15 protein-coding genes are annotated in these 11424 nt (G+C 63.5%); 8 read left to right on the top strand and 7 right to left on the bottom strand.

Annotation, left to right across the window (positions count from 1 at the left end):
* Both EN884_RS10375 and EN884_RS10370 read left to right on the top strand, forming a co-directional pair.
* A partial coding sequence (locus tag EN884_RS10375) for a M20/M25/M40 family metallo-hydrolase (protein ID WP_128360546.1) occupies positions 1-467 on the top strand: 467 nt, incomplete at its 5' end.
* 43 nt (positions 468-510) lie between these two features.
* A complete protein-coding gene (locus tag EN884_RS10370; RefSeq protein ID WP_027160885.1) occupies positions 511-984 on the top strand; it encodes a VOC family protein in 474 nt (157 codons plus the stop codon).
* 20 nt (positions 985-1004) lie between these two features.
* Here the strand turns inward: EN884_RS10370 and EN884_RS10365 are convergent, their stop codons facing one another.
* Both EN884_RS10365 and EN884_RS10360 read right to left on the bottom strand, forming a co-directional pair.
* Positions 1005-2006 carry an NADP-dependent oxidoreductase gene (locus tag EN884_RS10365; RefSeq protein ID WP_063168673.1) on the bottom strand — a complete coding sequence of 334 codons (1002 nt, stop codon included), beginning with the start codon at positions 2004-2006 and terminating at the stop codon, positions 1005-1007.
* A gap of 65 nt (positions 2007-2071) precedes the next feature.
* A complete protein-coding gene (locus tag EN884_RS10360; RefSeq protein WP_063168674.1) occupies positions 2072-2887 on the bottom strand; it encodes an oxidoreductase in 816 nt (271 codons plus the stop codon).
* A gap of 103 nt (positions 2888-2990) precedes the next feature.
* On the opposite strand from EN884_RS10360, the gene EN884_RS10355 reads away from it, so the two are divergent.
* Positions 2991-3560 carry a TetR/AcrR family transcriptional regulator gene (locus EN884_RS10355; RefSeq protein ID WP_063168675.1) on the top strand — a complete coding sequence of 190 codons (570 nt, stop codon included), beginning with the start codon at positions 2991-2993 and terminating at the stop codon, positions 3558-3560.
* A 118-nt stretch (positions 3561-3678) separates the two neighbouring features.
* On the opposite strand, the gene EN884_RS10350 is transcribed toward EN884_RS10355, so the two are convergent.
* From EN884_RS10350 to EN884_RS10335, 4 genes are all read right to left on the bottom strand, one after another.
* The gene (locus EN884_RS10350; RefSeq protein ID WP_164747167.1) at positions 3679-4548 is read right to left on the bottom strand and encodes a sigma-70 family RNA polymerase sigma factor; all 870 of its coding nucleotides are present in this window, start codon (positions 4546-4548) and stop codon (positions 3679-3681) included.
* A gap of 62 nt (positions 4549-4610) precedes the next feature.
* Positions 4611-5369 carry an SDR family oxidoreductase gene (locus EN884_RS10345; protein WP_063168676.1) on the bottom strand — a complete coding sequence of 253 codons (759 nt, stop codon included), beginning with the start codon at positions 5367-5369 and terminating at the stop codon, positions 4611-4613.
* Between the two features lie 245 nt (positions 5370-5614).
* Positions 5615-5812 carry a hypothetical protein gene (locus EN884_RS10340; protein WP_013530509.1) on the bottom strand — a complete coding sequence of 66 codons (198 nt, stop codon included), beginning with the start codon at positions 5810-5812 and terminating at the stop codon, positions 5615-5617.
* A gap of 120 nt (positions 5813-5932) precedes the next feature.
* Positions 5933-6166, bottom strand: coding sequence for a hypothetical protein (locus EN884_RS10335; protein WP_013530508.1), 234 nt, complete (start codon positions 6164-6166; stop codon positions 5933-5935).
* Between the two features lie 412 nt (positions 6167-6578).
* Here EN884_RS10335 and EN884_RS10330 point away from each other — a divergent pair, with 412 nt between their 5' ends.
* Genes EN884_RS10330 through EN884_RS10315 form a run of 4 tightly spaced genes read left to right on the top strand, consistent with a single transcriptional unit; the run spans position 6579 to position 10467 of the window.
* A complete protein-coding gene (locus EN884_RS10330) occupies positions 6579-7583 on the top strand; it encodes a substrate-binding domain-containing protein (protein WP_063168677.1) in 1005 nt (334 codons plus the stop codon).
* Positions 7580-8581 (top strand): ABC transporter permease, encoded by a 1002-nt coding sequence (locus EN884_RS10325; protein ID WP_063168678.1) that lies wholly within the window; start codon positions 7580-7582, stop codon positions 8579-8581. The genes EN884_RS10330 and EN884_RS10325 overlap by 4 nt, the downstream gene beginning before the upstream one ends.
* The gene (locus tag EN884_RS10320; RefSeq protein WP_063168679.1) at positions 8578-9342 is read left to right on the top strand and encodes an ATP-binding cassette domain-containing protein; all 765 of its coding nucleotides are present in this window, start codon (positions 8578-8580) and stop codon (positions 9340-9342) included. Before EN884_RS10325 ends, EN884_RS10320 begins: the two co-directional genes overlap by 4 nt.
* 39 nt (positions 9343-9381) lie before the next feature.
* Positions 9382-10467 carry a Gfo/Idh/MocA family oxidoreductase gene (locus EN884_RS10315; protein WP_063170299.1) on the top strand — a complete coding sequence of 362 codons (1086 nt, stop codon included), beginning with the start codon at positions 9382-9384 and terminating at the stop codon, positions 10465-10467.
* A gap of 96 nt (positions 10468-10563) precedes the next feature.
* On the opposite strand, the gene EN884_RS10310 is transcribed toward EN884_RS10315, so the two are convergent.
* A complete protein-coding gene (locus EN884_RS10310) occupies positions 10564-10839 on the bottom strand; it encodes a hypothetical protein (protein ID WP_024503933.1) in 276 nt (91 codons plus the stop codon).
* A gap of 143 nt (positions 10840-10982) precedes the next feature.
* On the opposite strand from EN884_RS10310, the gene EN884_RS10305 reads away from it, so the two are divergent.
* The coding region (locus EN884_RS10305; RefSeq protein ID WP_245491919.1) for an amidase family protein at positions 10983-11424 on the top strand (442 nt) is incomplete at its 3' end.

Here is an 11424-nt window from a genome sequence, read left to right as displayed (position 1 = left end):
TCTCCATGCTGACCGTCACCCATGCCGCGATGGGCGAGGCCGTGTTCGGCATCGCGCCGGCTCATGCGCAGGTCTGGGCAACGCTGCGCACCCGGCGTCACGAGCGCATGGCGAACCTTTGTGCTGCTGCCGAAGCACTGGTCGCCAGGATCGCCGGCGAGCATCGCCTTACCGCCCGCTGGGACTATCACGAGATCTTCGTCGCCAGCGTCAACGCGCCGGACGCGGTGGAGCATCTGCGGCGCGCGCTCGATGAAGAGGGCGTATCGCACGGCGAAGAGGCCCTGCCGATGCGCGCCTCGGAAGATTTCGGCCTGTTCGGCCATAGTGCCAAGTCGGCGATGTTCTTCCTCGGTGCGGGCGAGCGGCACCCCGCCTTGCACAATCCCGACTATGACTTTCCCGACGACCTGATCCCGATCGGGTCGAGGATCTTCATGCGCACGGCACGCAATCTCCTGGGTTGACCTCCGCCAACTCCAACGCCGAAAGGAACATGCAATGCCAAAGATACCGAAGAACACGATTTGCCTTTGGTTCGACAAGGACGCCGAGGCTGCGGCGCGCTTCTACGCAGAGACCTTTCCCGACACCAGCGTGGGCGCCGTTCACCGTGCGCCGAGCGATTTTCCGTCCGGCAAGAAAGGCGACGTGTTGACGGTCGAATTTACCGTCGCCGGCATTCCCTGCATCGGATTGAACGGCGGCTCCACATTCAAGCAGAACGAGGCCTTCTCGTTCCAGATCGCCACCGACGATCAGCAGGAAACCGACCGCTACTGGAATGCCATCGTCGGCAATGGCGGCCAGGAGAGCGTGTGCGGCTGGTGCAAGGACAAATGGGGCGTGTCTTGGCAAATCACGCCGCGCACGCTGACCGAGGCCATGGCGGCCGGCGGCGAGGAAGCCAAACGCGCCTTTGATGCGATGATGGAGATGACAAAGATCGACGTCGCGGCGATCGACGCAGCCCGGCGCGGCTGACCTCGATCGGGGCTGAGTTGCTATCTGACCTTGATGACGACCTTGCCCTTGGCGCGTCCTGTTTCGACATAGGCCAGCGCCTCATTGGTCGCCTCGAAGGGAAATATCCGGTCGACGACCGGGCGGATCGCGCCGGATTCGATGAGCGATGCGATCTTGCTCAGCTGCTCGCCCTGCGCCCACATGAAAAGGAACGAGAACGTCACGCCACGGCGCTTGGCTTTCGCTCGAATACCGCGGCTCAGCAGGCGAAGCACCAGCCTCAGCACCACGTTCAGTCCCTTTTCCCTGGCAAATTCCGGATCCGGTGGGCCGGAGATGGAGATGAGCTTGCCACCCGGTTTCAGCACATTCAGTGATTTTTCAAGTGTCTTGGCGTCCTGGCTGTTCAAGACGACGTCGTAGCCCGAAAGGACTTTCTCGAAATCGTCTTTCCTGTAGTCGACGACGATATCGGCGCCGAGCCCCTTGACCAGACCGGCACTCGCCGCGCTGGCGGTGGTCGCAATGGTCGCGCCGAGATGCTTTGCCAGTTGGATGGCGAATGTCCCCACGCCGCCGGAACCGGCTTGAATGAAGACCTTCTGTCCCTTCTTCAGCTTGGCCCTTTCGACGAGCGCCTGCCAGGCGGTCAGGCCGACCAGCGGGATCGAGGCCGCCTCCTCCATGCTGAGGTTCCCGGGTTTCAGGGCCACGTCGGCTTCATCCATGGCTATGAACTCGGCGAACGTCCCGATCCGGCCATCGCGCGGCCGCGCATAGACGTCGTCGCCCAGGTCGAATTTGCGGACTTTCGATCCCACGCGCACAACCCTCCCGGCCACGTCGTGACCCAGGATGAAGGGCCAGCGATAGGGCAGGATCAGCTTGAACTCTCCGGTTTTGACCTTGGAATCGAGCAGGTTCACCGCCGCGGCGTGGACCTCGACCAGGACATCGCTGTCCCCGAGTTTCGGCTCCGGCATTTCGGCTAGCCGCAGAGTGCCGTTCTTGCTGTACTTGTCGACGACGAATGCCTTCATGGCAGTGACTTTCTGAGAGTGATTTTGGTGTGTCGCATGTGCGTGAAATCCTCTGCTCGCTGTGTTCAAACGGGCAGGCGGAATTGTTTCCGCAGGCTCTTGTCGAATATCCCCGCGGGAGCAAAGCGACGCAGCAGGCTGACCTGGCGCGCAGCCTTGCCGGCGGTGTAGCGCCGTTGCGGACGGGCATCGGTCGCTGCCTTGACGACCACTTGCGCCACCATTTCCGGCCGGTCGGCGACAGGCATCACGTCGCGAAGCAGCGCTTCCAGCGTAGCGCGGGCCTGATCGTATTCCTGCAACGGCGAATCCGGCTGGATCCCGTTCTGGTCGAAGACAGTACGAACGAATGCCGGCTCGATGACCGAAACGCGGATGTTGAAGGCGCGAACCTCGTGGTCGAGCGATTCCGAATAGCCCTCGAGCGCGTGCTTGACCGCCGAATAATGCGCTGAATACGGCGCGGGCACCAGTCCCAGCACAGAGCCGATATTGATGATGCGCCCCTCGCCACGCTGCCGCATCGACGGCAGCACCGCATTGGTCATGCGGATGACGCCGAACAGATTGACGTCGAACAGAGCCTGCACCTGGGCAATCGAGAATTCCTCGGCGCCTCCAAGCTGGCCGACCCCGGCATTGTTGACCAAGAGGTCGATCCGGCCGGTCTGCGAGAGCACCGTCGAAACGAGTGCGGCAACGGCCTCACTGTCGGTCACGTCGCAGATCAGCATGATCACCCCGTCCGGATCGTTGCCGGCCTTGCGCCGGCTGGTTCCGAAGACGGTGAACCCGGCCCGCGCAAGGGCTTCGGCACTGGCGCGGCCGATGCCCGAAGAGGCTCCGGTCACAACAGCGGTTTTTCCGGCATTCGTTTTCATTTCGTGCTCCAAACTCATGGGGGCTAGCTTTTTTGCATCTGTTAAATTACAGTCGTAATATCAGATTATGATCATAATGCAATAGCAGAAAGGAATAGCAGCCATGCGCTACGAAAAGGGCAGGAAGGACGCCTCGCGCGGCCGGATCCTGGAGGTCGCCGCGGAACGCTTTCGGAAAAACGGCATAGCGGCGTCCGGACTGGCAACCATCATGGGCGACGCCGGGCTGACGAACGGGGCTTTCTATCCCCACTTTCAATCAAAGGCGGCGCTTGTCCGTGAAACGGTCGCTGCAGCTCTCGAGGATCAATCCGACGAGATACGGCAAGCATTGGCCTCCGGCGGCTTGGCAATGGCCATAGACACATATCTGTCTGCGGCGCATCGGGATAATCCCGGGAAGGGCTGCGCCTCTGCCGCCTTGCTGGCGGAAATCGCCCGCGAGCCACCCGAAACGCGTCAGCTTTATACCGAGCGTTTGCTGACCCAGGTGCGCCAGGTGTCGGTAGAGCTGCCGCCGCAAACTCCTGATCCGGAGGGCGTTGCGTTCGCTATCTTTGCGACCCTCATTGGCACGCTTCAACTGGCCCGTGCCGTGGAGGGAACGGAATTGTCGGATCGTATCCTTGCGGCAGGGAAAGCTGCGGCGCGCGCGCTGATCGAGCAGAGTTAGGGGATGTCACGCGTGGGCACGTCAAAGACATCCTCAGGCGGTGCGACGCCCAGCCCCGCATCGGCCCCTTGGGCAGGAACAGCACCGCCCGTATGATGGTCAGATGCGCGCCCGCTCTTCAGTGCCCGGTGCCGCGACCGAAGGACCTGGCGTCCTTGGCCAGCACCAGCTCGGCATCGTCGGTAACATAGCTGACATAGCGATAGTCGCGGATGAAGCTGATCTGACCTTCTCGCCACTCCAGCCACATGAAATGATGCGGTTTCTGGTCGGCATGGCTTTCGAACACAGCGATCACCTCGCGGCCGTCGAGCCAGGCCGGCGTCAGCCACACGCGGTCGCTTTTGGCGTAGATCGTGAAGAACATGCCGACATCCGCCGCACCCGAGCGCGTCGCATGCAGGGACTGATGAAGCCTGACGTCGTCGGCAAGCAGGGCGCGCAAGCCGTCCCAATCCCGCTGGTTGAACAGGGTCGCATAACGGACCACGGCGGCCGACGCGATACGCGCATCGGGAGCCGAACTGGCCTGCGCACTGACTTCCCTAAGCCGGGCGCGGCCGCGCGCCAAGTGCCCTTTCACCGCATCGACGGTGATGCCGAGCAAAGCAGCGATCTCGGCCAGCGGCTCGTCGAGCACATCTCTGAGGATGACGACGCTGCGCTGGAGCAGCGGAAGCTCCGCGAAGCGCGACACTGCGGTCTGTATAGCTTGCCTGCGCATCAGCATCTCCACCGGGTCGGCTTTGGTGTCGTCGGCAATTTCAAGCGCCGCCTCGATAGGCTCCGCCGCGCGGATCGCGCGGCTGCGCAGCAGGTCAAGCGCACGGTTGTGGGCGACGCGGAACAGCCAGGGCCTGAGCTGCGGCACCTCGCCCAGCTCATTCAGCGCAACGAAGGCTCGCGCAAACGTGTCCTGCACGACATCCTCCCCGTCGATGACCGAGCCCATCAGGCGCGCGCAATAGCGGTGCAGCTCTGGCCGCATCGCGGCGGCAAGGGCAAGCAGCCCTTCCCGTCGGTCGCGGTCCACGGCAGGATCTCGTTCGCTCAAGCCGCAGCCCCCTCCATCACGGTTACGCCCGCGTCGCCATTGAGGCCGAAGACGATCCCCTCGGCATATTGCGGGTCTTCCAGCACGGAAACCACCCTGTCGCCGAAGGTTCGGGGCGGCATCGGCGCACCGAAGCGGGTGACGAATTGTTCGGGCGTGATGCCCATGGATCCGGAATAGGCGCCGGCCGCCGCATCGCCTGTTCCGGTGCCGAGGATCATCTGCCGCGGCACGATCGCCTGAAAGCGGATGCCGAGCTTCTTCTCCAGCGAAACGCCGTTGGCGTACTTCGCCATGAACCACAGCATGCGCTTGGCGCCGCCATAGCCGCCCGACAACTGCGACCCGGTGACGGCGGCACCGCTCGATCCCACCAGAACACGGCTGCCCGGCTTGAGCGGCAGGTTGAGCGCCGCCTGCAGCCAGTATAGCCCGGCCTTGACGTCGGTTTCCCAGGCGATTGAAAAATCTTCCCAGCTCAGTTGGTCCAACCGGCCCATCCGGGGCGTGGCACCAGCATTCAGGACCACGACGTCAGGACGAACCTCGCTAAGAATGCGATAGGCCGCGCCCTCCTCCGCAACGTCGGCGCGGATAGTGGCGACCCCAAGCCGCGCACCGACCGCATCCAGCGCCTCGACGCCACGGGCAACGACGGTCACACTGGCGCCCTGTTCGACCAGCGCCTCGACCAATCCGAGGCCAAGCCCACGGCTGCCACCGGTGACCACGATTTCTTTATTCCTGAGGCTCATCGACCCTGCTCCTTAGCTTCACTGTAGCTAAGACGTTTGAGGGTCGGAAAAAGAGCCAAGGTTTGGCGAGGCGCGCTGTCGCGGCGACGATCCGCGACATGCCGGCAATACTGGCGATCGGGCGGAAAGCTGCCTGTCCGCTTTCGGCCTAAAATGCGATGCCCGATATTGGACGCAGTAAGGTTAGAGGCTGCCGGCGATGAAAGCGCTGCCGGTCCATGCTGCAGCATCCCAGCCGGATATGTTCAGAAGTCGAGAGCGACCATCATGCCGCGGACTTCGGCCATTTCCAGCAGCAGGTCTTGGAGTCTTTCGTCCAGTGCGGCACCGGTCAGCGCCAGAAGCTCGGTGACGCTCTCTCTCATCGATATGACGGCGGCGCCTGTCTTCTCGGCGAGCAGCCGTCCGATGGCAGCTCGGATCAGGTCGTCCTGATCAGACATTGCTTCACCTCCCAACGCACTGCAACCTCCCCTTGCTTTCCATGCCTCACCGCCGCTTTCGACAACAGGGCGTGATTTCCCATACCGTATGATTTTTGATGCGACATCGGGCAGCTTTGCTCATGCCAGCAGATCGTCTCGATGAGCCCGCCAGTCGTTCAACACCGACAATGAGGGCAGGAGCGAAAAATGGCCGGGCTGGACCGTTTCAACCGCTGCAAGCAGTGCCAGAGGCACTTCGTGCCGATAAAGCCCAATGCACACGCCCCCTTTGGCCGTTGCCGGCAATTCCGTGACGGTGTCGAAAATCGAAAACGTACCCGTTGGCTCTTCCACGATTTCGAAACGCCCCACCCCAAACCTCCCTCTGCACAAAAGTAGCGACCAACGCGGACATCCCCCTAGTGGTTCCCTAGGCTGGCAGTTTTTTTCGCGCCTTGGTTGTAGCGCATGCCGGCAGGACAGTCATGCCCGCAGGGCGCGCAGTCAAAAATCGCTACGCACATTTTAAATCTTGACGCGTGTCAATTTTTTATAAAACATGCGCAAACGCCGGCATGGCATCGGCCGGCGCTCTGGGAGGAGCAATGCCTGACATCGAAAAGCGCCCGAACCGGGGCGGCAGTCCGCACATCCCCAAGCTGGCAGCAGTCCGTTGGCGGATCGTCGCGCCAGGGGCCGGGGTCGCTTGCGCGCCGTCGGACATTGCAGTCGCCGGACGGCGACATCGATGCAGCCCATAAAACAATCAGGAGGAGGAAAAACCATGCGCATGTTCAATTGCCTGAAACTCGGCACGAGCCTGCTTGGCGCCGGCATGCTTGCAACCATCGTCTCGGCACCCGCCCACGCCGAGGATGCGGCGAAAGTCGCCGCCATCGTCAAAGGCCTCGACAATCCATTCTTCCAGACCATGCAGAAGGGCATCGAGGAGCAGGCCAAGGCCAACGGCGTCAGTGTCAGCGTCCAGGCCGCCGCCAACATGGGTGACGCCACCGGCCAGGCCGACCGCCTGACCGCCATGGCCATGCAGGATTTCGATTGCTACCTGGTCAACCCGATCAGCGTCTCCAACCTCGTCCAGGCGCTGGTGCCGGTCGCCCAAAAGAAGAAGCCGATCGTCAACATCGACTCGACCATCGACCCCGAGCAGGCCAAGGCCGCCGGCTTTGCCGTCTCGACCTATATCGGCACCGACAACGTCGCCGCAGGCGTGCTGGCCGGCGAAGAGATGCTGAAGCTGGTGCCTAAGGGTTCCAAGGTCGCGCTGGTCGCCGGCATCGTCGGCGATGTCGGCTCCAACGCCCGCATCAAGGGCTTCAGGCAGGCCGTCGAAGGCAAGCTCGAAATCGTGGTGATGGTCAGCGCTGACTGGGATCGCGAAAAGGCGTTGACCGCCGCCACCGATATCCTCGCCGCCCATCCGGACCTCGCCGGCTTCTTCGCCGCCAACGACATCATGGCCCTTGGCGTCGAGCGCGCCGTGCGGACGTCGGGCAAGGACGTCAAGGTGATCGGCCTAGACGGCATTGTCGATGCGCTGAAGTCGATCGCATCAGGCGAACTCACCGCCACCGTCGCCCAATACCCCTATGTCGTCGGCGCCATGGGCGTCGAAGCCTGTGCGGTCGCGGCCAAGGGCAAGGAACTGCCGGCCAACGTGCCGGCACCTGTGCTGTTGATCAACAAGGACAATGCCGAAGCGTCGCTAAAGAATTTTCCGCGTCCCGGCGGCGACTATCCCGATCCCTTCCGCGAGATGCTGAAGTGAGCACACCTGCAGACAACGCGCCCGCCGCCCATTCGGCGGGTGCGGAGGAGAGCCGTCCCTCCCTGGCGGCTCTCCTCCTCGATCCCTCCTTCTGGGCCGACTGGGCATCCGTCGTCGGCCTGGTCGGCCTCGTCATCGTCTTCGGCATCGCCCAGCCGGTCTTTCTCAGCGTCGCCAATCTGCAGGCGCTGCTGCTGGCGGCTGCGATCCTGGTCGTGCTGTCGATCGGCCAGACCTTCGTCATCGCCACCTCGGGCATCGATCTGTCGTTGGCGGCAGCCGTCATGCTCGGCGCCATCATCCTCGGCCTCGTCAATGCCGCCGGCTACGGCATCTTCATCGCCTGCGTGCTCGCGGTTCTCGCCACCAGCGCGGTGGGCTTCCTCAACGGGCTGATCATCACGGCAGGCAAAATCCCCGATTTCGTGGTGACGCTCGGCACGCTGTCGGGCATCACTGGCCTTGGCCTCATCCTGTCGGGCGGTGAACCGACCATGGTCGGCTCGACCTTCCTGCTCAGGCTCGCTTCCGGCTCGTTCGGACCGTTCAGCTATCCCGTATGGGTGGCGATCGCAGCCGTCATCGTCGCCCATATCGCGCTCTACCACACGCGTTTCGGCGTGCATCTGCTTGCCACCGGGGGCCAGGCCGAAAGTGCCGGCGCGCTCGGCATCCGCACCAACCGGGTCAAGATCGCCGCCTATACGATTTCCGGTCTCTGCGCCGGTGTCGCGGCCATTCTCCTGGTCGCCCGCATCGGCTCGGCCGAACCGCAGATCAACACCAGCCTGCTCTTGAATTCGGTGGCGGCGGTGGTGCTGGGCGGCGTCAGCCTGTTCGGCGGCCGCGCCAGCATTCTTGGGCCCGCCATCGGCGCGCTGATGCTCACGGCACTCGTCAATGGCCTGACCTTGCTCAATGTGTCGGCTTTCTACCAACCGCTTGCCGTGGGAGCCATCGTGGTGCTGGCGGCGCTGATCATGCGGTATCAGAAATGAGCGCTCCCCATCACATCCCCGCCGCTGAGGCGATCATCGCCTGCGAAGGGCTGAGCAAGCATTTCGGCGGCATCCGCGCCTTCACCGACGTCGCCTTCCAGGCCCGCCGCGGCGAGGTCACCGCCGTGATCGGCGACAATGGCGCCGGCAAGTCGACGCTGGTCCGCAGCCTGGTCGGCGTGCATCAGCCCGACGCCGGCGATCTGTTCTTCGACGGCCGGGCGCGGCCCTTCGCCAATCCCGACGAGGCGCGCAAGGCCGGCATCGAGACCGTGCACCAGAACCTGGCGCTGATCGACGAACTGACGGTCGCGCAGAACCTGTTCCTCAACCGCGAGATCGTGCGCCGCATCGGTCCCTTCGCTTTCCTCGACCGCAAGGCGATGAAACGCGAGGCCCGTTCCATGCTGTCGCGCCTGTCGATCAACGTGCCGTCGATCAACCAGCGTGTGCGGCGCCTGTCGGGCGGCCAGCGGCAGGCGATCTCGATCTGCCGCGCTGTCGGCTCCGGCGCCAAGCTGGTGGTGATGGACGAACCGACGGCGGCGCTCGGCGTGCAGGAGACGGCCAATGTCGAGGCGCTGATCCGACGCCTGCGCGAGCAGTCGGTCTCAGTCATCCTGGTCAGCCACAATTTCGATCAGGTCCGCCGCCTGTCCGACCAGATCTGGGTGATGCGGGCGGGAAAGATGGCGGCGACCGTGCGCGCCTCGGAGACATCAGGCAACGAGCTCGTCGCGCTGGTCACCGGCGCGGCATAGTCCTGCAGCATCAGACCTGAAATCAAAGGGAGTTTGCCGGTGGCACCAATTCGTGTCGGACTTATAGGTCTTGGAGAGGTCGCCCAGTCGATCCATCTGCCGGTGCTGAGCGATCAGCGCGAGCGCTGGGTGATCGCGGGCGTGTACGACGTGTCGCCCAGCCTGGTGGCGCTGTGCACCTCGCAACACCTGACGGCAAGAACCTTCGAGACGGCCGAGGCGCTAATAGCGTCACCCGACATCGACGCGGTGTTCGTGCTGTCATCCGACGACACCCACAGCCGCTTCGTGCACGCGGCGATTGCTGCCAACAAACATATCCTGCTGGAAAAGCCTGCCTGTCTGACGGTGCGCGAGATCGACGATCTGCTGGCGCTGATGCCGAGTTACGACAAGACCCTGTTCGTCGGCTATATGCGCCGCTACGCGCCGGCCTATCTGGCCGCCAGGGACGAGCTGCCGGCCTTCGCCGACATCACCCATGTCCGCATCTTCGACCTGATCTCGGAGGGCCGGCATTTCCTCAAGAAGAGCCAGAACGTCCTCTATCCCAACGACATAGACCCGGCCCTGCTGGCGCGTGGCGCCAAGGAGCGCGACGCGCTGATCCGCGAAGTCGTCGGTGCCGACGCGCCGGCCGACCTGGTGCGCGCCTATCGCGGGCTGACGGCGCTTTCCTCGCACCACATTTCAGCGATGCGCGGGCTGATCGGCGAGCCGGCGCGCGTGCTGGCCGCGCACCGCACCAATGGCGGCGCCAACACATCGGTCACCTTCGACTATGGCCATTTCGCTTGTCTCTACGACGCGGTGGTCGACGATCTCGGCCTGTTCGACGCAATGATCGAGGTGCGCTCCAACACCAGGCGCGTGCGCATCATCTACGACACGCCCTACATCCGCAGCCTGCCGACGCGGCTGGAGGTCACCGATGCCGGCCCGCTCGGCCCGGTGACGAAAGCCTTCGGCCCTCTCTACGGCGATGCTTTCTCGAATGAACTCGAGATTTTCCACCGCCACATCGCCGAAGGAACAAAGCCGCTGACCGACCTCGCCGATTCCCGCCGCGACCTGGCGCTGATGGCCGAAATCATCGAGCGTATGAAGGAGAGCGGCCAGCGTTGAGGCGCTCCCTACTGCCCTACTGCCCTACTGCCCTACTGCCCTACTGCCCTACTGCCCTACTGCCCTACTGCCCTACTGCCCTACTGCCCTACTGCCTTATTTCCCGCAGTGATGATCGTTGATCTTGTTCAATGCATTCGCGTCGGGTCCAACGCGATGGTAGGAGCACGCGCCAGCCGCCGTCGTCACCAACTGCTGATCGTAGTAGTGCGGGCCGCCGAACAGGATATCGATGAGATCGCCTTCGGCGGGAACGTAGCGTTCGGAGTGGACCCGGCGGTCGTAATGCCGGTCGCCAGCCAAGGCCGGGGCGCAAAGACTCGCGCCCGTAGCAACCGCGAGAGCTAGGATCGCAACGCATTTCGTGGTCATCGGCACACCCTTCTGGCCATTCCGGAATCGCACCATACATCCAAAACCGCCAGCCGGACAAAAGTTCCGAGAAGACCGCGATAGGCTCTTGCCGAAGCCTGCGGCCTCGCTCATCCATGGTGCGTGGAAATGTGGGATCCGTGATGACCGACGCCAGCCTTCACCTCGTCGAAGCGACGATCGACCAACTGCGCCGCGCGCTCGATCACGGCACCGTCACCAGCGTCGAACTGGTCGGGGCGTATCTCAGGCGCATCGCGCATTTCGACCGGCACGGCATCAGCCTCAATGCCGTCCCAGTGCTCAACCCTGACATGTTTGAGCAGGCGGCGGCCTCCGACCAGCGGCGCCGCAACGGCGCCGTGCTCGGACCGCTCGACGGCATCCCCTACACCGCCAAGGACAGCTACAAGGTTGCAGGCCTGACGGTGGCCGCCGGCTCGCCGGCCTTCGAGCATCTCATTGCCAATGAGGATGCCTTCACCATAGCCCGGCTGCGCGCCGGCGGTGCGGTGCTGATCGGGCTGACCAACATGCCGCCAATGGCCAATGGCGGCATGTTGGTCAGCCCGATCAGCACCGCAC

The sequence above is a fragment of the Mesorhizobium sp. M7A.F.Ca.AU.001.01.1.1 genome (assembly GCF_004022735.1).
Taxonomy (GTDB): Bacteria; Pseudomonadota; Alphaproteobacteria; order Rhizobiales; family Rhizobiaceae; genus Mesorhizobium; species Mesorhizobium ciceri.
This window is presented reverse-complemented; position numbering and strand designations above follow the sequence as displayed.